20 protein-coding genes and 3 pseudogenes are annotated in these 23,831 nt (G+C 44.6%); 8 read left to right on the top strand and 15 right to left on the bottom strand.

Annotated elements, in window-relative coordinates; translation table 11 throughout:
• Positions 1 to 78 precede the first annotated feature (78 nt).
• The gene (locus L1D11_RS08575; protein ID WP_239862358.1) at positions 79 to 567 is read left to right on the top strand and encodes an NYN domain-containing protein; all 489 of its coding nucleotides are present in this window, start codon (positions 79 to 81) and stop codon (positions 565 to 567) included.
• 112 nt (positions 568 to 679) lie between these two features.
• Here the strand turns inward: L1D11_RS08575 and L1D11_RS08570 are convergent, their stop codons facing one another.
• The 8 genes and pseudogenes from L1D11_RS08570 to L1D11_RS08535 form a co-directional block, all read right to left on the bottom strand.
• The gene (locus L1D11_RS08570) at positions 680 to 1,195 is read right to left on the bottom strand and encodes a GNAT family N-acetyltransferase (protein WP_239834059.1); all 516 of its coding nucleotides are present in this window, start codon (positions 1,193 to 1,195) and stop codon (positions 680 to 682) included.
• Positions 1,182 to 2,156 (bottom strand): hypothetical protein, encoded by a 975-nt coding sequence (locus L1D11_RS08565; RefSeq protein WP_239834058.1) that lies wholly within the window; start codon positions 2,154 to 2,156, stop codon positions 1,182 to 1,184. The genes L1D11_RS08570 and L1D11_RS08565 overlap by 14 nt, the downstream gene beginning before the upstream one ends.
• On the bottom strand, positions 2,140 to 2,727 hold the full coding sequence (locus L1D11_RS08560) for a hypothetical protein (RefSeq protein ID WP_239834057.1): 588 nt from the start codon (positions 2,725 to 2,727) through the stop codon (positions 2,140 to 2,142). Before L1D11_RS08560 ends, L1D11_RS08565 begins: the two co-directional genes overlap by 17 nt.
• A complete protein-coding gene (locus L1D11_RS08555) occupies positions 2,717 to 4,522 on the bottom strand; it encodes an MFS transporter (RefSeq protein WP_239834056.1) in 1,806 nt (601 codons plus the stop codon). The genes L1D11_RS08560 and L1D11_RS08555 overlap by 11 nt, the downstream gene beginning before the upstream one ends.
• The gene (locus L1D11_RS08550) at positions 4,515 to 5,759 is read right to left on the bottom strand and encodes a radical SAM protein (protein WP_239834055.1); all 1,245 of its coding nucleotides are present in this window, start codon (positions 5,757 to 5,759) and stop codon (positions 4,515 to 4,517) included. The genes L1D11_RS08555 and L1D11_RS08550 overlap by 8 nt, the downstream gene beginning before the upstream one ends.
• Positions 5,760 to 6,133: 374 nt before the next feature.
• Positions 6,134 to 7,059 (bottom strand): annotated as a pseudogene (locus L1D11_RS08545) (IS5 family transposase).
• Between the two features lie 252 nt (positions 7,060 to 7,311).
• Positions 7,312 to 7,860, bottom strand: a pseudogene (locus tag L1D11_RS08540) (group II intron maturase-specific domain-containing protein); the annotation flags it as partial.
• Positions 7,861 to 7,934: 74 nt separating this feature from the next.
• Positions 7,935 to 9,268, bottom strand: a pseudogene (locus L1D11_RS08535) (IS1634 family transposase).
• A gap of 210 nt (positions 9,269 to 9,478) precedes the next feature.
• Here L1D11_RS08535 and glnB point away from each other — a divergent pair.
• The gene (gene glnB / locus L1D11_RS08530; RefSeq protein ID WP_004738609.1) at positions 9,479 to 9,817 is read left to right on the top strand and encodes a nitrogen regulatory protein P-II; all 339 of its coding nucleotides are present in this window, start codon (positions 9,479 to 9,481) and stop codon (positions 9,815 to 9,817) included.
• Positions 9,818 to 9,878: 61 nt separating this feature from the next.
• On the top strand, positions 9,879 to 10,721 hold the full coding sequence (locus L1D11_RS08525; RefSeq protein ID WP_239833703.1) for an endonuclease/exonuclease/phosphatase family protein: 843 nt from the start codon (positions 9,879 to 9,881) through the stop codon (positions 10,719 to 10,721).
• 28 nt (positions 10,722 to 10,749) lie between these two features.
• Here L1D11_RS08525 and L1D11_RS08520 read toward each other — a convergent pair whose 3' ends face one another.
• The 3 genes from L1D11_RS08520 to gloB form a co-directional block, all read right to left on the bottom strand.
• Complete coding sequence (locus tag L1D11_RS08520; RefSeq protein WP_239833702.1) at positions 10,750 to 11,436, bottom strand: YIP1 family protein; 687 nt, start codon at positions 11,434 to 11,436, stop codon at positions 10,750 to 10,752.
• Positions 11,433 to 13,007 (bottom strand): LysM peptidoglycan-binding domain-containing protein, encoded by a 1,575-nt coding sequence (locus L1D11_RS08515; protein WP_239833701.1) that lies wholly within the window; start codon positions 13,005 to 13,007, stop codon positions 11,433 to 11,435. Before L1D11_RS08515 ends, L1D11_RS08520 begins: the two co-directional genes overlap by 4 nt.
• A gap of 70 nt (positions 13,008 to 13,077) precedes the next feature.
• A complete protein-coding gene (gene gloB / locus L1D11_RS08510; protein WP_239833700.1) occupies positions 13,078 to 13,836 on the bottom strand; it encodes a hydroxyacylglutathione hydrolase in 759 nt (252 codons plus the stop codon).
• A gap of 53 nt (positions 13,837 to 13,889) precedes the next feature.
• Between gloB and L1D11_RS08505 the strand changes: the two genes are divergently transcribed.
• Positions 13,890 to 14,675, top strand: coding sequence for a class I SAM-dependent methyltransferase (locus L1D11_RS08505; RefSeq protein ID WP_239833699.1), 786 nt, complete (start codon positions 13,890 to 13,892; stop codon positions 14,673 to 14,675).
• Between the two features lie 40 nt (positions 14,676 to 14,715).
• Here the strand turns inward: L1D11_RS08505 and rnhA are convergent, their stop codons facing one another.
• Entirely contained in the window at positions 14,716 to 15,180 is a 465-nt protein-coding gene (gene rnhA / locus L1D11_RS08500; RefSeq protein ID WP_008222935.1) for a ribonuclease HI, read from the bottom strand.
• A gap of 56 nt (positions 15,181 to 15,236) precedes the next feature.
• Between rnhA and dnaQ the strand changes: the two genes are divergently transcribed.
• Positions 15,237 to 16,004: a DNA polymerase III subunit epsilon gene (gene dnaQ / locus L1D11_RS08495; RefSeq protein ID WP_239833698.1), complete on the top strand. Its 768-nt coding sequence runs from the start codon at positions 15,237 to 15,239 to the stop codon at positions 16,002 to 16,004.
• A 9-nt stretch (positions 16,005 to 16,013) separates the two neighbouring features.
• The gene (locus L1D11_RS08490; protein ID WP_239833697.1) at positions 16,014 to 17,261 is read left to right on the top strand and encodes a TIGR03503 family protein; all 1,248 of its coding nucleotides are present in this window, start codon (positions 16,014 to 16,016) and stop codon (positions 17,259 to 17,261) included.
• A 114-nt stretch (positions 17,262 to 17,375) separates the two neighbouring features.
• On the opposite strand, the gene fadE is transcribed toward L1D11_RS08490, so the two are convergent.
• Positions 17,376 to 19,841 (bottom strand): acyl-CoA dehydrogenase FadE, encoded by a 2,466-nt coding sequence (gene fadE, locus L1D11_RS08485; protein WP_239833696.1) that lies wholly within the window; start codon positions 19,839 to 19,841, stop codon positions 17,376 to 17,378.
• Positions 19,842 to 20,364: 523 nt separating this feature from the next.
• Between fadE and lpcA the strand changes: the two genes are divergently transcribed.
• Positions 20,365 to 20,940, top strand: a complete 576-nt coding sequence (gene lpcA, locus L1D11_RS08480) for a D-sedoheptulose 7-phosphate isomerase (RefSeq protein WP_239833695.1) — start codon at positions 20,365 to 20,367, stop codon at positions 20,938 to 20,940.
• Positions 20,941 to 20,987: 47 nt separating this feature from the next.
• Positions 20,988 to 21,833: a class II glutamine amidotransferase gene (locus L1D11_RS08475; RefSeq protein WP_239833694.1), complete on the top strand. Its 846-nt coding sequence runs from the start codon at positions 20,988 to 20,990 to the stop codon at positions 21,831 to 21,833.
• Positions 21,834 to 21,909: 76 nt separating this feature from the next.
• On the opposite strand, the gene purN is transcribed toward L1D11_RS08475, so the two are convergent.
• Together purN and purM are read right to left on the bottom strand one after the other, a co-directional pair.
• The gene (gene purN / locus L1D11_RS08470; RefSeq protein ID WP_239833693.1) at positions 21,910 to 22,584 is read right to left on the bottom strand and encodes a phosphoribosylglycinamide formyltransferase; all 675 of its coding nucleotides are present in this window, start codon (positions 22,582 to 22,584) and stop codon (positions 21,910 to 21,912) included.
• A 131-nt stretch (positions 22,585 to 22,715) separates the two neighbouring features.
• Positions 22,716 to 23,756 carry a phosphoribosylformylglycinamidine cyclo-ligase gene (purM, locus tag L1D11_RS08465; protein ID WP_239833692.1) on the bottom strand — a complete coding sequence of 347 codons (1,041 nt, stop codon included), beginning with the start codon at positions 23,754 to 23,756 and terminating at the stop codon, positions 22,716 to 22,718.
• Between the last annotated feature and the right edge of the window lie 75 nt (positions 23,757 to 23,831).

Here is a 23,831-nt window from a genome sequence, read left to right as displayed (position 1 = left end):
AGTTTGGGCAGATCATCGTTAAACGTGCATATGGCGACTTTTCTGCTGAACAACTAAAAAACTGGAAGCAGCCTTTGAGTGAGTTGGCGATTCAAGCCAAACAGCAATTCTCCTACACATCTGGAAAAATCGGCAGACTCTTTAATGATTATTGACGCAATGGTTCTCTTGTACAGCCAAAGGTTTGATGCTTTTACTTTGATATTCAGTGATAGTGACTTTACAAGTCTTGCCAGCAGATTCAGAGAGTCGGAGATACACGTCATTGGTGTCGGAAAGGCGATGACTCCGACTTCGTTTAAAAATGCTTGTGACGACTTTGTCGCTATAGAGAACTTAAATGCAGACGTTGAACTTGAAGGCGTGCAATCAAGCTCTAATCAAGACGCAGAATGCGAATTATGGCGATTAATGCATCACGCTTGGCAGAACTATAGAGATGAATCGGGTTGGGCAAAACTAGGTGAAATTGGCAAGTATTTAAAGAGATTGAAGCCAGATTTTGACCCTCGAAACTACGGATTGAAGAAGTTATCTGACTTTTTGATAAGTATCAACACACTATAGAACACGCAACACCAAACGTTCTGGTATGGAGTTTAAGTTGATAGCAAAGGCTAGCAGACAAAATGATGTGCTGTTTTCGCTGATAGTTTAAACGAGTTTCGTTTCCTACCAATTAGGTGGACAGGTGATAAATTAGGAGATTTTGCTCCACCCCGTCTTGAATACAATAACTTGGACTAACCTTTTTAAGCTGACCACCACACTTTTTCGCAATGTGTTGAGAAGCTGCGTTGCCTTGAAGACAATGTATTTCCAATGTTCGTATGCCATGCTCCTGTTTGAGTTGTGCTTTGGCTTGCTCTATACAAATACAGGTAATATTATGCCCTTGGGCTTCACGAGTTAACCAGTACGCCACTTCACTTGAAGAGCGGTGCTCATCAATGGTTCGTATACCAAACACGCCAGCGATTTTATCATCAACCCATATAGTATACCATCGAGCCACATTTTCTGGGAACCCAACACGTTGCTGAATGTAGCGAGTCATGGTATCGACGTCCTTGACTTCATCGACCCAATACAAATAGCGAGAAAGATATTCTCGCTCTTGCTGGACTACCTCAAACATGGCCTGCGCGTGCCCTACGCTTAATGGGGTTAAGGTGAACTTATCATGATTTATCATACTTTGCCTCCAACTGAGAGATGGGAAGAGAAAACTTTGCGATCTCTGGAGCTCTGCTAAGATAATCAATGGCCTCTTTCGTAAGCATCACTCTACCCTCTTCCATTTGGTAAATTGCGATGTGCTCTAGTGGGTGCGACTCGAAAAATGATTGTAATGAGTAGTTAGACACACGAATGGGCATATAGTCATTGAGTAAAGCGCTCAACTGTACATCAAACGGGCCCGACATATTGGTCCCGATTAAACCAAACAATTGGTCCCGATTGTCACTACAGTGATGCAAAGCTGAGTAGTTATTGCGAAAAGCTTTGAACACAAATCCACTGAAACCATGTTTCATCAATTCAGGATAGGAGAGTTGTGGCAACGATTCATCGGCAATGAACATATGAGAATGAGCGTGTCCCACGTTCATATCACAATTCTCGTTTAGAGGCTGTTCTAGAGCAAAATAATCAACATCTTCGAGCAGCTTCAACGTCGAGGCGAAGTCCTTGTGTTGGATTGACGCGTTGAAATCGAGAATAAACTTCGCTTTACCTCGGTGAAAGTTCAGAAATTCTTTCAGATGATTCAAATGATGAGGACTGGTTTTCAATTTGACGTAGTCCGCGCCAGGTTTCCAATCACCATTCTGAGTAATCCCCACCGTTTGATAGGTGCTCGACGTTTGACTGGGTGTGAGCTCAAAAGCACGATAGTGTAGATTTGCAAAGTAGCTGATCGCGTTTTGGATATGCGGAGAGTCGACACAAGTGTACTCATTGAATCGTAACTTTAGACTAGCTAGCGACTCACCGGCGCTTGGTGATAGCGGGAATTCCATTGCAAATCGAAGTTGGTCATTGACGGCAAACGCGATTAAGATTTCTGGCTTTGCAGAAATTGTCCCTGAAGCAGTGCGGATGGCGTATGGTATAGGATATTCACGCACCACCAATTTAAGCGATATAGCCATACACAACCTCATAGCCCATGGCGGTAATCTGAGCCTTGCTCTGCTCCATTTCCTCAGTCCCTGCTTTATCGATAGAATTGAGCATATAAAAGTCGGGGGTCCATCTTGCTAATATGGGCAGAATGGAAGCAAGCCTGAAACCCTGAGACAATGACACAGTGAAAGAAAAATTTATGTCCAGTGACTGAAGATGAGCAACATTCTCTTCCCAAGTACGTTGGAACCTAACACTGTGCGAATTACGTTCGCTTAACAAGACATCCGTGCCAACAGAAAATCCCGAGAAATACGGTATATGTCTCAATCTCTCAACAAAGGGAGGCAGTGGTACATGACCACCGGTGGCAATACGAAAGATTTTCTTGTTCTCGACACATAGACGAATTAACGGTAGTAGCTCTCGATAAGTCAGCTCAAGTGGTTCTCCTCCTGACAACAAGATGATATCCTCGTGGGCGTGCGCGATCTCTTCTGTAGCTTTAGTACGAAGTATTGAGCGCTCTTGCCCATGTGGGCAATGAACACACTCAGCATGACATCCCTGATTGACAATGACGGTTTTAAGGCTCATGGGAACTACTTAAGGCAAAGCTAGTGGTTAGTTTTCGGTAGGACTGGACCAAGTCAGCCAAGTACCCACCTTCGTAATCGTCAGTTAAAAAATCAGCAAGTTGTTCACTTTTTTGACGAAGAAAACCTGTCACCCAATCATACGCGTCTCTTTCGGTTACCTCGAAGGCTTCGACGATAAATGCGACACGCTCTTGATTGGTGAGATCCAGTGTTGGGCTGGTTATTAAGGTCAGTGCGTCAAAGAGCGGATCACCTAAACTTGCCAGATCCCAGTCCACGACGTAAATGCGACCTTCACTGACGAGAATGTTGTCGGGGTGCAAATCTCCGTGGATCACAACCTCGTTATGAGGAATGCTCTTCCTGTCATTAAAGCGCTGAGAGAACGTATTAATGACGACCCGTTGCTGGTCACGATGTAAACTCGACAGCAACTCTCCGCTGATGTACTCCCACTCCACTTGGTTGTCTTTAACCGACAAGAGTTTTGGTGAAGGGTAGCCGCGGTTGTCACTTTGTAGGAATAGTGGATTGATATCGTCTGCTCTCGGATATTGCTGAATGTAAGACCATTGTGAATAGAAACGTTTCACAAAGTGCTTTTTCTGAGACATTGAGCGAACGTCTCGTTGTTCTGAGATTGCTTCATTGTGACGTCGGACTACCCAAGCTCCCAACACGAAAACCCCGAGACTCAGCGCCGATAGGATGAGGTTTACCTCTGAGAAACTGGAAAAGCCCCAAGAGTAGAGCGCACTCAGTAGTAAGCCCATGATGGCAGACAGCATAGCGGCGATCGACATTGCCGTGGAGAAGGACTGTCTGCTTTTCAGTGCAGTCATTAGGTTCGCGCTGATAATAGGCCGGTACACAGATTTGAACCCACACAATACGACATAACCCATAAATACGACCACGATATCATCGACGGACATCAACGCAAACGCAAGACACGACACTAACCCCAACAACACGAAATTAGTGTCCAAGAGCCATCGATTCATTAGATATTTACGATACACGTCTGAAGCATACGCCGACGCTACATTCCCCAAAACAAAAAACAGCCCAATCACTACCGTGGGGTTGAATGTTAATAATTGCTCAAAATGAACTTGTACTGTTCGTGTGTTTATTGCTACCAGAAAAGCGCAAACAGACCCCATAAGCGCAATAGATAAAAAATATATATTATATACGTCAGTGGTAGATGATTTAATTAATTCAAAGGTGGACTCCTTTTTCTTGAGATTATCTATTTTCATATTTGGAAGCCTAGCCAACGCAACGAAAGAAATCACAAATGAAAATAATTGAAAATAAAATGGCCATTCAGGCTGGATGTTATATAGCACACCGCCAATTAAAATCATAGGTATGGTGGCTTTATAAAACAAGGAGTTCAGTTCAAATTTATAGTGCTCGATTTCATCACGTTCAATTATGGCACACAGTAGCTTGTCTTCCGCACCAGAAAATAGAGACGAAGATAGTGTGATAAACAGCATGTAGAAAAAGTAGGACTCAATTCCTCCAAATCCGAGGATTGAGACAAAGGCCAAAATAAACGACACGAGGCCCAGCTTAAGGATATTCTTATTACTCCATTTGTCGGATAAGACACCAAACGGGACCTCGAAAATAAAAGGGAGAACACCAAACAAACCTGCGATGTAGACTATATCGGACACCTCCATGCCCTTTTCATTGACCAAAAATATAGAAAAAATGGGTACCACCCAAGCAGTGGACTTACCTATATAAAACAAACGGTATAAAAAATGATTACTCACAAAACACCTTTCCTCGACAATCGCTGCATCTGTTGCTGTCCTTCAAAGCTTGAATGGGGGCTTTCGCCGACCAATTAACCTCATCTAATTGGTAGATGTTACCGAAGGGTTCAGAGTAGAAACAGTTCTTTAACGCACCGTCATAGTCAACCAATAAGGAGATCAAAGGAAAATTGCACGGCTCAGAAGAGGTCACCCGACTTCGAGTGTTGTGCGTGTAAAATTCAAGGCAATCCACAAATTTTTCAACATTCCAATCGATTTTACCTTGGTCATGCATGGAGCGAATTTTCTTAGTAACTGGCGAATTAGGATCGTTGAGCACCCCGAATAATTTGGAACATTCTTCTCGACTAGGGAGCAAGTGATCTTTTAGTTGACTCGCTACCTCAATAGTCATGGTGTCGCGGGAGAAGCTTGTGGAATCAGTGTCAAGCGGGCTAAATCCTACATAATCAATCGGGCTACTATCGATGAAGGTCAAATAGTCCATCAAGTTGTTCGTCACGACACTAGTCAAGGTCGTACGAATTCCGATATTTTGCTCAGGGTTTAGTGTCTTTAATCGCTTAATGTTAGCCCATACTCGATCAAACTTATTAGTGCCTCGAATGCGCTTGTATGATGGAGCATCGATACCATCCATAGAGATAATGATCTCATTGATTTCAAACTTAGCCAACCAATCGAATTTGTGGAGCAAAATGCCGTTAGTGTTTAGCTCTATCTTCAAGCCATGTTGTTTAGCTGCTGACAATACCGACTTGAGTTGCGGGTGAAGTAGTGGTTCACCACCAGAAATCATGACCGAGCTAGCGCCTTTTTCAGCCAACGTTCGAAAGGTTTCAGACAACACATCCACGTCGTGAAAATGGCGCTTGGCCTTCCAGCAATCGCAGATCATGCATGGGCTATTACAGTTTTGAATGATATGAACGATGGCGGTCGTCGGGGACCAATACTGTTCAAAGTCGAGTTCGTTGAATGTTGCCGACGTAAGGTTGCTTTTGTTGAGGGTAAACCCTTTCTCAGCTAAGTCTGCCATCAGCGCGTGAAAATCCGTTTGGATAACCTCTATCGCTACCTCGCACTCCTTCGCCACATCATCAAGGGATCGACCTTCGATGACAACCTCTTTAATTAAATAGGTGGCCGTGGTATTTAGTTCTGTTGTCGCTATTTTTTTTAGGCAAGTTAAGGTGTGTTTTTCATCGTTAAGGAGATATTGTTTTTTCATGCTAAAAACCAAAATTTAGAGGCGGAGAACCCCTCCGCCTTCATTACCAAATAATGCTAAAATTACTTAGTTTTCTTTTCCACTGGTTTAAAACAAGTTGGGCGGTCGATATTTGTTGGTGTGGATTTAGGTGTTTGGTATTTCATTTTAATATTCCTTATTAATTTATAACTATTTAATTGTTCTCTTATTTTTGAGAACGTATTTAGGTTATTTTTTGTTTAATAGGAGTTCAATAGCAAGTTATATAAAAGTCGCTTCGCATCACAATATGCAACTACATGTAATGCAATTTGGTGATCATTGTTCAGGGTTGCAAAGGCTTTGTTGCGTAATTTGGTCAGAGAGCCAAGTTGCCTGAAATTGAACGATTCTCATACAGCACACTGAGTTTCAGGCATACCTAACCCTGTAAGCTTATTCAGCGCCATGATCATAGCGTAAGTCTCGCCAACTTGAGCGTTGTAGTTTCTCAGGCTTAATTTCCCGCCTAACAACTGTTTCACTCGATACATTGCTGTCTCTGATAGCGAGCGTTTGTGATAGCCATACCGCTTTTTCCACTTCTTGTTGGAACCGTAGAGCTTCTGGCAACCTACTGCTAAGTTGCGAGGATGTCCTTGCTCCCAGAAGGCCGCCCCTTCTCGTGGCGGGATAAGTGGAGCTGCTTGCTTGAACCGTATAGCATCATGGCAATCCCTTGTGTCATAAGCGCCATCACCCGATATCTCAATGATTTTACGACGTGTCTGCTTGAGTAGAGTAAGTTGGGAAGCACTTCGGCATCGGTTACATTAGATAAGCTCAGTTCTGCTGCGACTATTTCGTGGGTGCTTGTATCTACTGCGATATGCAACTTACGCCACACTCTGCGCTTCCCATCAGTTCCATGCTTCTTGATCTTCCATTCACCTTCGCCATAAACCTTGAGGCCCGTGGCATCAATTGCTAGATGTTGTATCGCACCTCTGGTTTTGGTTTTAAATGAAACCTCAACTTCCTTAGCTCGGCGGCTTATACAGGTGTAGTGCGGACAAACAAGCGGGATGTTAGCTAGCTTAAATACTGAGTCTAGAAAACCTTGCAGCGCTCTCAATGGCATAGAGAAAACGCGTTTCACCATTAGTGCGGTAGTAATGGCTAAGTCGCTGAATCGGCGAGGTCTACCACGCTTACCTTGTTTGTTTTGCTTCCACTCGGCTATCGTTTCCTCATCAGTCCAAAAAGTCAGAGAACCACGGTTGATTAAGGCTTTATTGTACTGCTTCCAGTTTGTTGTTTTGTAACAAGGTTTAGGCATGAGGCTACGGGGGCTGATGGGTGTAGCCGATCAGATCGTAGTTTCTTGATTTAGTTCCATCGATTTAAGCAACAAAGCCTATAAGTAAGTTTATAATTTGTAGTGAAAACAAAGATAATAACTGGCGAAAGATGGCTCTCGCTAAAGCATCTATGTCGAGTAGACGACACCTGATACCAAGTGTCGTCCCTCTAAGAGCTCAGCGCGCAACTTTCACCGCACTGAGCAAGGCACTAATTGGCACCCGGCAACTTATGAAGTAGCGAGAGCAGGCTCATGCCAAGAATTACGGTATTGTTTCTTTGATTTTCTCTTAGCCAAGTATTCTTGATATTGAGGATCAAAAGGCGTAGCGGCACTCGTGATTTTCACATGTCTCTCTATTGGCACCTTAGCTATTTGAAACAGATTGAACTGACAATCCATATTTATGATCTTCTGCCAACCGTGAAATTGCCATTGACTTTGACGGTTGATGAAGTATTCAAGGGCGATCCAAGTTCTAGATTTTGTTGGATGACGCCTTTTAGCCCAGAGCCATAACATATGGAATAGCTTGTGGCCTACATATCCGAATACCTGTTTCGCAACGCAGTGTCGATAGTAATTCGGCCAGCCCCTGAGTTTCGGATCTATCAACTTGATTAAAGCGTTGACGGGGATAGTTGCGTGCTTTTTGATGTGTTCGCGCAAGTTACTCAAGAACAGCAGTGTGCTGGATTTGCTCGGTTTAATGAGCACTTTCCCTTTGTACTTCCTATGATTAAAACCTAAGAAATCAAAACCACGGCTGATATGGGTAGCGTGTAGTGGGTGACTGATTATGGCCAGTCCGTTAGAGGCTTTGCAATATTAACCGAGATTCCGCAGCCAATTTAGGAATAAACCGCTTCATACAGTATGTCAAGAAGCTTGAGTAGCCGAGCCTGATGCTCTTGAACACCTATGATGGAGCTTTGACCGCCAATTTCGAGTATGTCTATACCTTCGAACTTTAAGAATACCCAACGCGCTGTCGGTTTAGTTGTCTTCTTGTTCTTCACCATGCTAGGAAAGAATTCCTCGGTTTTAGTGAGACTCTCTCGGATTTTGTGCTCTAAGCTAGCGTAAACGAGTAAACTTAGCGTCATGATCATCAACAGCGCTTCGATTTCCCTACTTTAAGCTTGGCTAATTTCACTTTTTCCAAATCGGTATAAGGCGTAGCGTCTATTAAATAGTGATATCCCGTTGGCTTTGCGTCTTTTTTTGGCCGGCCGCGACCTGAATAGATTGGCTCTTTTACGAGGGTTGATTGCGCAAAGCCAAGCAAATGACACTGGCTGGCGAAGTCGCTCATTGCTTGCTCGGCATCCACAGCGCAAGCAAACTGCTTTTTCATTAACTGCYCCAACGCTTTCAGCTCTTTGGTGATATTTTTGTCTAAGTTTTTATAGAACGTTGCTTCTTCTCGCTTGGTTGCTTGCTCACTATGAACCAACAACCACTTCTGAGATACCGAGCCATAGTCAGCATCAACCCAACAACCCGAGTAACCATTGCCGATACAGCTCAGCTGCTCTGGTTTAAGGTTCATTAAGGCTTCTTTGGCTGACTTAATCGTCATTGGAACACGCGTAATAAACTTCTGTTGTTGCTCATCCAGTGAACGAATGCTTTCTTCGGTATATAGAGCGGCATCAGCGATGAAGTAGCGACTGTTTTGAGCTGCTTTTAGGCAATGAATATGTCGCTTGGTGACCTCTGAAAATGCCTTCGCATCATTGGTGTTGCCACTGAGTGCTTGCATGTAAACAGGCAGACCTGCTTGATTTTCACAGATCAGCTCAAGGACCACTTGGTTTAGCTCTGGACGGTGGTCTCGGCTGTAGCCTTTTACCAGTTTGATGGCATTAAGATCTTCGTCTTGGGCGTATTCACCATCGACATGAAAGCTAGTGATATCAAGGTGGACAGAGTCTGTTTTAAGTCTAAGATTATCAACGACATGCTCTGCAATCGCTTGGTAAAGCGCTGACACATCTGCTTCATACAAAGCATCTAACGTGCGTCCGAGTACATCGTCAGTTAAATGGTGAGCTTCAATGTTTTTAGCCNGAGTATTTGGGAATAAGCGATCAATAATGCCTGGTAAACCGACTTCATGACAGAAAGCAGCGATTAGCCCTAAGTGGTCCAAGCGTTTAATGACAGGTTGAGCAGTAGACATAATAAGTGACCGTTAAATAACAGTAATAGATCAAAACTGAGGATCACGGTCAAGAGTTCTGTCGTACTAACAGCTGCAAACGATCACTGGATCACATTATTCTAATTCTGAAATTGGCTGCGGAATGACGGTTAGAGCTCTGGCTTTTTTCATTGCATGTTTACTATAGCTAACCGATAATGAGCCATTCGCACAGTTTAAGGGATGAACATGAAAAAGATTGAAGCCATTATCAAGCCATTCAAACTTGATGATGTACGTGAAGCACTTGCAGAAGTGGGTATTACGGGTATGACAGTATCTGAAGTTAAAGGCTTTGGACGTCAGAAAGGTCATACTGAGCTATACCGCGGCGCAGAGTACATGGTCGACTTTTTACCTAAAGTGAAATTGGAAATTGTTGTAACCGATGAAGTGGCTGACCAATGTGTTGATACTATTATCGAAACGGCGCAAACAGGAAAAATTGGTGACGGTAAGATCTTCATTACTGACGTTGAACGTGTGGTACGTATTCGTACTGGCGAAGAAGACGAAGACGCCGTATAAAAAAACTATTACCCTAAAAGGAGCGTTTATCGCTCCTTTTTCATTTCTGGTAGGGTGCTTTATGTTCAAGAAAACCATCATAGTTATCACATTACTGATAACACTGGCTGTTGTTAGTTTTCACTTTATTTTCGTGATCCCAAATAAGCCTAATCTTATTACGTCTTCTCCAAATACCAGCAATGACATCTACAGCTGCTACCAAAACTCTGAACCTAAAGCGCTGGATGTGTCTGACGGCTTAAGTCTCACAGTGTGGAATATTTATAAGCAAAACCATAGTCATTGGCAGATTGAACTCAATAAGCTGATAGCGGGAAGCGACTTAGTACTGCTGCAAGAGGCGAGCATGACGGATGGACTTCGTCAGTGGGTAACGAGTGGTCAATGGGGAAGTATTCGTGTGAATGCGTTTGAGGCATTTGAAAAAAGTGCTGGAGTACTCAACCTCGCGACTCATTTGCCTATCGAGGCTTGTGCTTATACTCATGAAGAGCCTTGGTTGCAGTTACCTAAGTCTGCCCTATGGTCCCGTTACAAGTTGAGTAATGGTGAAGAGCTGGCGGTGATCAACATTCACGCCGTGAACTTTACCTTTGGTACCGAAGATTATGAAGCTCAACTCAAGAGCTTAACTGACAATCTACAAACGTATCGTGGGCCTGTTATTTTTGCTGGGGATTTTAATAGTTGGAGTGAGGCTCGCTTTATTGTATTGAAAGATTCGTTGGAAAAGGTTGGTTTGACAGAAGTTACTTTTGAACCAGATAACCGAACCCAATTTATTACGGGTTTAGTGCTAGACCATGTGTTCTATCGAGGGCTCGAGGTAGAAAAAGCAAAAGCGCCCATGACGGACGCTTCTGATCATAATCCAATGTTAGTCACTTTTAAGGCTAAATAGCGTAAAGCTAAGATTCAGTAACGGTTATCTACGAAACTAAAATGTAGATAGCCCAGATTAGGTAATAGCCAATCCACGGCAAGCCTGAAATCACCAGTGCTTGCCCACGCTCAAACTCTGTCCACGTTAATACCGCCGCGTAACCAAGTACGATGTACCAAGGCAGTAGCAGTGGTAAAGAGCTAGCAAATTGTGACCAATCACTTGTAAGCGGTAACTTGATTAAGCCGTTTAAGCTGTTCAAGTCAGCGGCGTAGTTCATCACATGACCGTGCTTTAGGATTAGACATGCGTAGCTCGCAATATCACCTAAAACTGCTGGGAAGATGATAACTGATGCTGCTGCAAACCATCGCCAGAAGCTATGCTGATGTTGGCTTGGTTTGGTTGCAAGGTTGAACCAAAATGCCAAAAGAACGATAGTGAGCGTGCGGCTAAACACATCGCTGATAATTTCACTAGCAAGTAGTGTATTACTATCAAGTAACGCCAACTGGTCTGGGTTTGTTTGAGCTAATTGCTTAGATAGCTCTGCACTTAACCAAGCAAAATCGACATTCGAAAAATAAGCACCCCAAAATAAAAATGGGCTAAGCATTAATACGACGTAGGGTTGCCATCCCCAAGCACTTCGTTGATAAAGCGCTAGGAAACAAGCTGTTGGTGAACGGAATATATCCAACAGCATGATGAGTGGGTTACTTGACGGGTTCATACACTTACCTTTGTTACATCGACATACAGCTTCAGTTTCTGTCCTGGCTGTAGGTATTTCTTGTTCTGCAAATCGTTCCATTTTACAACATCTGCACTTTTTACTTTGAACTTTGATGAAATACCACTGACTGTGTCACCTGATCTTACGTTATAAAAGATAGTTCGGATGATGGCACCGTCTGAGCCATTTTTCCAAATGACCAGCTCTTGACCAACTCTAAGCGTGTCGCGTGGCCCCATACCATTCCACTTCGCCAGTGATTGGTGAGATACCTTATTTGCACGTGCAATCGTCCATAGACTTTCACCACTTTTTACTGTGTGGCTGAGCTTATATTGACCACGACTCTTCGACTGTGTGCTTGCTAGGCGGTTTGAAGCGCTTAGTGCGTATGTATTGTTGTCTTTGGTTGATGTTGGGATAAGTAAGTGTTGACCAATACGAATATTATTGTTGCTCAAACCATTTACAGAGCGGATCACTTTGCTGGTGGTGTTATATTTACTTGCCAGTACGCTAATGCTATCACCAGGCTCAACTTTGTAGCGCACCAACTTCATGCCTTTGCCTTTATGTGCCGCAACTTCTTTGTTGAATTTTTCAACTGAGTCTAAAGGAAGCAGTAATTGTTGGTGTTTCTCAGGTGATGTAGCCCACTGATTATAAGCTGGGTTGTAGCTTTGCAGTTCTTTTACAGTTATGCCAGCGTAGTTTGCAGCAATCGCTAAATCAAGTTGCTCTTCAGGGTTAACCAGAGTCAGTACAGGCTTGTTTGGGATCGCCGGGATATCAATGCCGTACTTTTCTTGGTTAGCGATGACGTCTGCCAGTGCCAGTAGTTTCGGTACGTAGCTGCTGGTTTCTTTTGGCAAATCGAGAGAGAAGAAGTCAATTGGCTTGCCCAGTTTCTTGTTCTTGCGGATTGCACTGTTTACTCGACCACCACCACTGTTATACGCAGCAATTGCGTGGTTCCAGTCGCCATCGAAACGTCTGTTAAGAGCTGATAAGAAGTCCAATGCAGCATCGGTAGAAGCGGCAACATCACGGCGGCCGTCATACCAAAAGTTTTGTTCAAGCCCGTAGTCTTTGCCTGTGCCTGAAATGAATTGCCATAGGCCCGCTGCGCTGCCATGTGAGTAGGCAAATGCATCGAAAGAGCTTTCTACAACGGGCAATAGGGCCAGTTCTAGTGGTAAGCCTTTTTCTTCAACCTTAGTTGTGATCAGATACAGGAAGGGCTCAGCACGCTTTGATACGGTTTTTAGATGACTTGGGTGCTTGAGGTACCAAGTTCGGTAGTAGTCGACCTTCTTTTGGTCTGGTACTTCCATTTCAAGTTGCATCGCAATCCGTTTCCAAACATCTTCTTGTGTTTGTGGAGTAACGACAGGTGCTTCAACTGTTTGATCTTCTTTGGCTGTTGCTTCTGATAAAACGATCGCTTGAGAAACTTCTTTAGTAGGAGATGTGTTGGTTTGCTCGGAAGCTTGGTCTTGATTATCTGACTGAGTTAATTGGCAACCAGAAAGTAGTAATACCAAAGCCCAGCTGTACTTAACTCGCATGTTACAGCCTTTTTAATTAACGGCCAATGATAATACTTGCCACCCCCTATGAGTGACAAGTCTGTCTTTGTTAAAATTCGTTCTTCCACGCACGTAAAGCGGTGAATACCGATAAAGGATCGGTCTGCTCGGTTCGATTAGACACTGATTTTACTACACTTGGCTCGGTATAGCGCAGGAAGGGATTCACAAACTTCTCTTGTCTCAAATTTGTGGGGATGGTCGACTTATTTTGAGCACGAAGTCGGTTCACTTGGTCGCGGTATTGCTGCAAATGTTTGTTATCAGGCTCAACCGCTAATGCGAAAGCAATATTGGCGGCAGTGTACTCATGTGCACAGTAAACTTCGGTTTCTTGGGGAAGTACTGCAATCTTATTCAATGCATCAAACATCTGTTGTGGTGTGCCTTCCATGATGCGGCCACAGCCCGCAGAGAACAGCACGTCACCACAAAACAGTTTAGCATCGCCCACATAACCAATGTGGCCAGCGGTGTGGCCACTGAGCCCTAGTACGAGAAATATTTCACCAAACAGTTCTAATTGGTCACCGTCATCAACAGGATGCGTTAAGGTTGGTATTGGCTCATTCCTTGGACCCACGACATCCACGCCGGGAAATTGTCTTACCAGCTCTGGAACGCCACCAATGTGATCGTGGTGGTGGTGTGTAATCAAGATTGCATCTAAAGTTAGCTCATGGAACGCCAAGTACTCTAATACTGGAGCCGCATCACCAGGGTCGACGACAGCACAACGGCGATCGCTATTTTGAATCAGCCATATGTAATTGTCGTTAAATGCAGGTATGCTTTTGATATATAACATTATTGGTTCTCCAGTCACGTTTAGTGAAACAGAATAAGTGAGGCAGATTATTGATGAAGCCAGCACGTAGCAGGAAGAAGTTTGAGCGTCCTTACACTTGGGCGCAATTGCACAATGGGGACTGGTTGAGAGAATCTATTCAAACTCGACTCGATGAGTGGTGTCCAAAGCTATTTGGTTACCATATGCTCAAGCTCGGCGGTCTCAGCAGTGAGATTTCTAGCTGCACATGCAACATTCAACATCAAGTAAACCTAGATATCCAGAACCCATTACATAATGTGATAGCGGATGACTACAATTTGCCCTTTTTGGAGAAAAGCTTTGATGTTGTGGTGCTGAGTCATCAATTAGATTATAGCAATGACCCCCACCGGTTATTGAGAGAAGTCGACCGAGTGATGATGGACGATGGCTATATCATTATCACTGGTTTCAATCCATTCAGTGTGACAGGGCTTGCGAGTTTGATGCCTTGGCGCAAAAACAGTTTACCTTGGAGTGGGCGCATGTACACGCCAAGCCGCGTAAAAGACTGGTTGGGCGTATTGAATTATGAAGTGATTCATTGTGATACTTATGCATTGTTCCCGATGAGTAAGTATCAAGCGATGTGGACGTGGCTTGAAAATGCTTTGGGAGGTTGTGCCTCGTTTGCTGGAAGCCAATACTTTATTGTTGCTCGCAAGCGCACTTATCCGCTCAAACCTATTAAGCCTCATTGGCACCTCAAACGACGCTTCTCTCCTGTTGGTGCAAGCTTTAGGACTGATACTCGCTGCACGTTGCATTCCATTCGCGCACTTCGCTCGCTAAAAACAGAAAAAGCCGACTCGTAGTCGGCTTTTTGCTATTGGATATCTTTACCCGCTCCCAATATTAACTTGGCTGATAGCCTGTGTCTTCTTGGGTTGGGTTTTCGGCAGCAGTGCGTGCCAACTCATCACACATTTCATTCTCACGGTGGCCTGCGTGTCCTTTCACCCAACGCCAATCGACAGTGTGGCGTGCTGTCTCTTTATCGAGTTTTTGCCAAAGATCGGCATTTTTTACCGGCTTTTTGTCGGCTGTCTTCCAGTCACGCTTTTTCCAGTTATGTATCCACTGCGTAATGCCTTGACGAACGTATTGGCTATCGGTAGTCAGAATCACCGAGCACGGCTCTTTGAGGGTTTGTAGTGCTACAACAGCAGCGAGCATTTCCATGCGGTTGTTGGTCGTTAGGGTATAGCCTTGCGCGAGCGTCTTCTCTACTTTCTTGTAGCGAAGTACGATGCCATAGCCGCCAGGCCCTGGATTTCCTAAACAAGAACCATCAGTGAAAATTTCAACTTGTTTCGTCATGATTTGATACTATTACCTCAAGCACATTATCGGCATAGTCTGACACAGTTATCCTTATGAATACCAGTAGCACTCCAGAACAAACCGCGAACGAAAAAAACAGTTCGAATGAAAACAAGCGCATCGTCGTACTCGATACCGAAACAACCGGTATGAATACCGAAGGTGGTCCTCACTACATGGGTCACCGCATCGTAGAGATCGGTGCCGTAGAGATCATCAACCGTAAGTTAACTGGACGCCACTTCCACGTTTACATCAAGCCTGATCGTGCGATTCAAGAAGAGGCGATTGGCGTTCACGGTATTACCGATGAGTTCTTGGTTGATAAGCCTGAATACCAAGACATCCATAAAGAGTTTCTTGACTTCATCAAAGGCGCTGAGCTGGTGGCCCACAACGCGCCCTTCGATACCGGCTTCATGGACTATGAGTTTGAGAAACTGGATCCTATGATCGGTAAGACAGACGATTACTGTAAAGTTACCGATACTCTGGACATGGCGAAAAAGATATTCCCGGGTAAAAGAAACAACCTAGATATCTTATGTGAACGTTATGGCATCGATAACTCGCACCGTACACTCCATGGCGCATTGCTCGATGCGGAGATCCTAGCTGACGTCTACCTATTGATGACGGGTGGGCAAACGTCACTGCAATTTAACGCTGGTCAGCAAGAAGACGGCGTAGAAAGTATCCGAAGAGTAGAAAGTGGTCGAAAATCCCTAAAGGTTTTACGAGCAACGGCCGATGAAGTAGAAGCGCATCAAAGTCGTTTAGATCTCGTCGAGAAAAGCGGAAGCTGCCTCTGGCGTCAGTAGGGAGAAAGTATGTTAAGGGTATTGGCTACAGGTTGTTTGTTGCTATTAAGCTTTAGCTTGCACGCGGCAACAGAATCCGTAATGAGTTTATTGGACAACCGATTCCGAGTTGATCCAAGCATAGAACAAATTACCTTTATAATTTATCGAGCCGATAACTCTAAACCTGTCGTTTTGGTTCGTCCTGACGGCAAGAAATACTATTCTTGGCGTAACGCTGACAATGTCCGTTGGTATGAAGAATCCTCAATGGACATTGTCTCTATTGATAAGCCGATGCCGGGCCCATGGCAAGCGGTAGGTAAAGTTTCCCCTAAGAACAATATCAAGCTCCTGTCTCATCTTGTTTTAGATGCTAATGAGTTTCCCGATAAGTTGTATCAAACTGAACGCATCAAATTTACCGCTCGATTGACCTCAGATGGTAAGCCGCTTGTGCTGCGCGATTTTCTCGACCGCGTGAAGCTTAAGGTCACCTTTACTAAGTTTGTTGAAAACGAAGAATCCTTAGTGAAAGAAGCTCGCCCGGTTCCGGTTGTGATGGGCGAATTTGCCGATGATGGCGCTGAGCTTGATGAAAAAGCTGGAGATGGTGTGTTTACGGTCTCTTTGCCAATAGATATCGAGCCTGGTAAATATCGAGCGCGTATTACCTCAGGTAATGGTGTATTCCTGCGAGCGCAAGAGCAAGAGGTCTTGGTCTATCCAACACCTATCACCACTACCTTTATCCAGTCTCGCAAAGAAGGCTTGCCTCATACTATCGTGGTCTCTGGCGAGCAAGGCATGATAGCGCCGAGTTCGTTAGCGGTTCACGTTGAGCACAAAGCACCAGATGAGTACGTGATGTATAAGCAAGGCCAAGCGGATGTCGATGCGATGAAGGTGCCTTTGGAGATCCCTTACAATGGTGATCTGGGGATTTATAACTGGTCGGGAATGGTGTATGCCACCGATGCTTCTAGCCAGCGCCCACTGACGTTTCCTATCACTGAGCACTCTTACAGTGTGGTTCAAGGTATTGATCTAGCGGAATCCCGCCGCCTGCAAGAAGAGGCATTAGCGGAGCAGAAGCGAATTGCCACTGAAATGATGATACTGAAGAAGCGAGAAGAAGATAGAAAGCGCAGTATGATTATTATTGGCGTAGGTAATGTGGTTGCGATTCTTCTGGGCTTGCTGATTTGGTTTGTGGTTCGCAAAGTGACTGAGAAGAAAAGAGCTCAACCAGAGATGCAACTTAAGGCACCCAAGTAATTCCCTACGTGATTGAGTTGTTTTAAGAGAGCTACTTAATCCCTTACAAGCACCTATATTTTGAACAAAAAAACGGGACTCCAATGAGTCCCGTTTTTGTTTCTAAAGCAAAATCTAAGCTACGTTATCAATCGATTGGTCTGGATACTGTGGTTTTGCTGCTAGCTCCTCTGGTGAGAAGTCATCAACATTGATGGTGTAAAGTCGATGTTGCTCTGCACTCTCTAACAGTACCGCTTCTTTCTCAGTCAGAATACCTTTCTCAAGACCTAATTGAGCGACCAAATCCAGTCGTAGGAAGGCGCGCTTTTGATGCGTCTCTTTACAGACTTTGTCGAACAGAGGTTCAGCTTGAAGAATAACCTCCAATGCTTTCTCAATCTTACCTACCGCGTTGTATTGAGTATCCGCTAAGTATTGACCACGGCCGATACGTGAGCGTGTTGCACTCGGTGTTTGTAGGATGTGTGCGACTTGGCTATCCAGTTTGTCGTTTGGTGCGCGGCGAATACGGCCAAATGGCATTAACACAACACGTAGTAGGCGTCCCACCACTGGGTTAGGGAAGTTTGCTAAGAACTCATCAATTGCCACTTCAGTTTGACGTAAGCTGTCTTGCATACCCCAGTGTACTAGCGGCAGGTCTTCTGCATTGCTGCCTTCGCTCTCAAAGCGTTTTAGTGTCGCAGAACCTAGGTATAGTTGGCTCAGGATATCACCTAGACGAGCAGATAGACGCTCTCTACGTTTCAGTGAGCCACCTAATACAGCCATTGAAATGTCAGACAGTAGCGCTAGGTTAGCACTGTAACGGTTCAGCTGTTGGTAGTAGCGTTTTGTCAGCTTATCGGTGTTATTGGCAGGTGTTGGTGTGTCCGAACCACGGCCATCAGTTAAACCAAACCACAAGCTACGAACTAGGTTACTTAGTGTAAAGCTAACGTGTCCTGCTAACGCTGAATCAAACTTATCAAGCGCATCGCTGCTTTCAGAGTATGCTGCTTCCATTTCATTAAGAACGTAAGGGTGACAACGAATCGCACCTTGACCGTAGATGATCATTGAACGAGTCAGGATGTTTGCGCCTTCAACGGTAATCGCTATTGGAGAGCCTTGGTAGCCACGAGCTAGGAAGTTCGATGGGCCTAAGCAAATACCCTTACCACCTACGATGTCCATTGCATCGATGATGCTTCGTTGACCGCGGTGCGTACAGTGGTACTTAACGATTGCTGAGATAACCGAAGGCTTTTCACCCAGATCGATACCTGCAACGGTCAGGTTACTCGCTGCATCCATGACATAAGCATTACCACCTAGGCGTGCAAGTGGCTCTTCAACCCCTTCCATGCGACCAATGGGTTGCTTAAATTGACGACGAATGCGAGCGTAAGCACCAGTTGCGAGAGCTGCTGTTTTAATGCCACCCGTTGAGTTTGAAGGCAGTGTGATACCACGGCCCACTGAAAGACATTCAACCAGCATTCTCCAACCTTGACCTGCCATTTTCTGACCGCCGATGATGAAATCGATAGGAACGAAAATATCGTCACCTCGAGTTGGACCGTTTTGGAAAGGAACGTTCAGTGGGAAGTGGCGGTTGCCAATCTCCACGCCTTTCAAATCAGTTGGGATAAGCGCACAGGTGATACCAAGATCTTGCTGGTCGCCCAGTAAGCCTTCTGGATCGCGCAGTTTAAAGGCCAAACCCAGTACGGTCGCAACCGGTGCCAGAGTGATGTAGCGTTTGTTCCAAGTCAGGCGCATACCAAGAACTTCTTCGCCTTGCCATTCCCCCTTACATACCACACCGTAATCTGGGATTGAGCCAGCATCAGAGCCTGCTTCTGGGCTAGTTAGAGCAAAACAAGGGATCTCTTTACCTTCAGCCAAGCGCGGAAGATAGTGGTTTCTCTGTTCTTCTGTGCCGTAGTGTTGCAGCAGCTCACCTGGCCCTAAAGAGTTAGGTACACCCACGGTTGATGACAGTACGCTAGATACGCCCGTTAGTTTTTGTAGAACCAAAGACTGAGCGTAAGCTGAGAATTCTAAGCCACCGTATTTTTTCTTGATGATCATCGCAAAGAACTTGTGGTCTTTCAGGTATTGCCACACTTCTGGTGGTAAATCAGCAAGCTCATGAGTGACTTGGTAATCATTGACCATTTCACATACTGTGTTTACCGGGCCGTCGAGGAACGCTTGTTCCGCTTCAGAAAGTTTTGGATCAGCAATGTTCTGTAGTTTTTTCCATTCAGGTTTGCCTTTGAATAACTCTGCTTCCCACCAAACAGTACCGGCTTCCAGTGCTTCTTTTTCTGTCTGAGACATCGCCGGTAGTATTTTCTTAAATACAGAAAGTGCTTTTTGGCTGATGAGAGTTTGTCGAAAGGTTGGTACAGCAAAAGTAGCAACTGCTAATAGGTAACAAAGCCAGCCAGTAACCGCTACGTCGCCGAATAGTGTTAAAGCTACCATTGCGCCAGTTAGTGCGATTAATGCGCGTACCAAACTAACTCTGTGGTAGAGACAGACACCTAAGATAGCTGTCATGCCGAGTAGGGAGAGCAATATATTCATGATCGATTTCCTTTTCAGAGATCACTTATTGTTATTAAGTTTTAGGTAAGAGGTCTAACCAGTTAAGTGTAAACAAAATATTAAATATTTGTAAAACTCCAAAGTGAATAAAAAGTGATCTAAGTAGAACTAAAATTATAATTGTGAGAGGTTGGTGGTGAATACTTGGACGGATCGGCAGTGAGAGGTTAGGGTCTGTTGATCTTTCGTGGTTCAATTTTGTTCGAGATAAAATCGTTTTAGCCGAACCCTTCGGGCAGACTTTGTGGTTCATTTCTACTGCGTTATTGGCTTTTCATGTAGGCTAACTACACATCAAAGCCTCTTTCTTGTATAAACTTCCCACAAAGTGCTGAAAAAATCAGCTCGAAAGGTCAAGAGACCCTAATTAAGATGGTAATCTTTGGGCTTAACTGTCGACACTATTTCATGTTTGTGGGTAAACTCAGTTATAAAGAGGGGAAACCCTCAGTTCTCATTTCACGCAAGCTAAACTGCGACATAAAAATAAGAGATAAGCCCTATGTACCAAGACCTAATCAAAAGTGAATTGAACGAAGCTGCTGAGGTTCTTAACAAGTTCTTGAGTGACGACCATAATATTGCTCAAATTGAAGCGGCGGCAAAATTGATTGCTGAATCATTTAAACAAGAAGGTAAAGTGCTTTCTTGTGGTAACGGTGGCTCCCACTGTGATGCAATGCACTTCGCAGAAGAGTTGACAGGCCGATACCGTGAAAACCGCCCAGGCTTCGCTGGTATTGCGATTTCAGACCCTAGCCACCTATCTTGTGTGAGCAACGACTTTGGTTATGACTTCGTTTTCTCTCGCTACGTTGAAGCGGTTGGCCGTAAAGGTGACGTGTTATTCGGTCTATCAACGTCTGGTAACTCAGGCAATATCCTAAAAGCCATTGAAGCAGCTCAAGCGAAAGGCATGAAGACAATTGCACTGACTGGTAAAGATGGCGGTAAAATGGCAGGTTGCGCGGACATTGAAATCCGTGTGCCACATTTTGGTTACGCTGACCGTATCCAAGAGATTCATATCAAGATCATTCACATCATTATTCAACTTGTTGAAAAAGAGATGGAATAACAGTTTTACAGACATATTATTGGTTTTAATAGGGAGTAGATTAAACCATGTGTGAATTGCTCGGTATGAGCGCGAATGTGCCAACGGATATTTGTTTTAGCTTCACTGGTCTTATGCAGCGCGGTGGCAATACTGGCCCACATCGTGATGGTTGGGGGATTACCTTTTATGAGGGCAAGGGCTTTCGTACCTTTAAAGATCCGAATCCTAGCTGTGAATCTAAGATCGCTGAATTGGTTCAAAACTACCCAATTAAAAGCCAAGCTGTTGTCAGCCACATCCGTCAAGCCAACCGTGGTGGTGTTAATCTAGAGAATACACACCCTTTCACTCGTGAGCTTTGGGGAAGATACTGGACCTTTGCTCACAATGGCCAACTATCAGGGTACGATGACTTAGTGAGTGGGCGTTTTAGACCAGTTGGTGAAACCGACAGCGAGCGTTCATTCTGTTGGTTACTTAAGCAACTGGAAGAGCGCTTTCCTGAACCACCACAAGACATGGAAGGCATGTTCCGCTTTGTTGCTGAGTGTTGTGATAAGCTGCGAGAGAAAGGTGTTTTCAACATGTTATTGAGCGATGGTGAGTACGTAATGACATACTGTACCAACCATTTGTACTGGATAACGAGACGTGCGCCTTTTGGTAACGCGAGTTTGATCGATGAAGATGTCGAGATTAACTTCCAAGAAGAAACTACACCGAATGATGTGGTGACGGTAGTGGCTACTCAACCCCTCACTGGTAATGAAGAGTGGTTTAGAATGAAGCCGGGTGAATACGCCTTGTTCCATTCAGGTGAGTTGATTGGCAACAATCACAAAGAGCTGGAAGATGTCGCTTACGCTCCTAAAAAGGTCGCAAGTCAAGCGCCTACTGAACCATTGAGCTAAACGTCTCATTACATGATTCGATAAAAAAGGCCATTAACTGCACTCGTCAGTTAATGGCCTTTTTGTATTCTTGATCCTACTCTTCTGCGTAACCGTGTTTGCCTAGTACTTTTCCGTCTAACACCGCTTGCCCATCAATCATAGATAAACGGTCTTCAGCAAACCATTTACAAACCATCGGATAGATTGCGTGCTCTTGAGTGAGTACTCGCCCCGCCAGCACCTCGGCATCATCGTCCTCAAACACAGGGACTTTGGCTTGTAAGATTACAGGACCACCGTCAAGCTCTTCAGTTACAAAGTGCACACTCGTGCCGTGTTCTTTATCTTGCGCATCAATCGCACGCTGGTGGGTATGTAAACCAGGGTATTTAGGCAATAGAGAAGGGTGGATATTGACCATTTTTCCTGCGTAGTGACGAACAAATTCTGAACTCAAAATACGCATATAGCCTGCCAGTACGATTAAGTCTGGTTGATAGGCGTCGATCTGAATCATCAGCTCATGATCAAACTCTTCACGTGAACCAAAATCTTTTGGGTTCACTGAGCGTGCATCGACGCCAGCATTTTTTGCTCGTTCTAAGCCGAATGCTTCTGCCTTGTTTGAGAACACAGCTTTGACTGAAGCATCAATCATATTGTTATCGCAAGCATCTAAGATCGCCTGCAAGTTACTGCCGCTTCCTGAAACTAACACAACGATATTTTTCTGAGACTGAGTGGTTTTCTGAGAGTGATTGTTTTTCATAAAGTGGGTCATATGATTGATTAATTGAACTGTTTACAATTTACCTACATAAACTAAGGTTTTCTGCGGGCCAAATAGCAAAATGAGGACCATTAGGTCCTCATTGATTAACTAATTAAGTGAGCACTCACTTAGTTGATTTCAACTTGCTCTTCGCCCGCTTCAGCGTTCGCGATCTCACCGATAACCCAAGCGTTTTCGCCTTCAGCTTTCAGTAGTTCAACAGCAGCGTCTGCTTGGTCTTTAGGTAGAGCAACAACAAGGCCTACACCACAGTTGAAAGTACGGTACATTTCAAATGTTTCCACGTTGCCTTTCTCTTGTAGCCAGTTGAAGATAGCAGGCCATTCCCAGCTCTTACCATCAATCACTGCTTTAGTACCTTCAGGAAGTACGCGTGGGATGTTTTCCCAGAAACCACCACCGGTAATGTGCGAGATAGCATGGATGTCATGCTCTGCGATCATCTTAAGTGCTGACTTGATGTAAATCTTAGTTGGTTCTAGTAGGTGTTCACCGATAGTGCGACCTTCTAGCTCTTCGTTCTTATCTGCACCAGATACTTCCAGTACCTTACGAATTAGAGAGTAACCATTTGAGTGTGGGCCACTTGAGCCAACAGCGATAAGTACGTCGCCAGCAGCTACTTTAGTACCGTCGATGATGTCCGCTTTTTCTACTACACCAACACAGAAGCCAGCAACATCGTAGTCGTCGCCTTCGTACATGCCTGGCATTTCAGCGGTTTCACCACCGATTAGTGCACAACCAGCTTGAACACAACCTTCAGCGATGCCAGAAACAACGTCTGCAGCTGTATCTACATCTAGCTTACCCGTTGCGTAGTAGTCTAGGAAGAATAGAGGTTCACCACCTTGAACGATTAGGTCGTTCACACACATTGCCACTAGGTCGATACCAATGGTGTCGTGTTTTTTCAGATCCAAAGCAAGGCGAAGTTTAGTACCAACACCATCAGTACCTGAAACAAGTACTGGCTCTTTGTATTTCGTTGGAAGTTCACATAGGGCGCCAAAGCCACCAATACCGCCCATTACCTCAGGGCGACGAGTGCGTTTTACTGCACCTTTAATACGGTCTACTAGTGCATTACCTGCGTCGATATCAACACCAGCGTCTTTGTAGCTTAGAGAAGAAGTATTACCACTCACGGGATAGTCCTCGAACTTAAGTTGGATGTGAAAACGGCGCTATTCTAACAGGGCTTGAATATGAAGAGCAAACGT

The sequence above is a fragment of the Vibrio sp. Isolate32 genome (assembly GCF_022397955.1).
Taxonomy (GTDB): domain Bacteria; phylum Pseudomonadota; class Gammaproteobacteria; order Enterobacterales; family Vibrionaceae; genus Vibrio.
The sequence above is the reverse complement of the archived record's forward strand: the minus strand, read 5'-3'. Positions and strand labels throughout refer to the sequence as shown.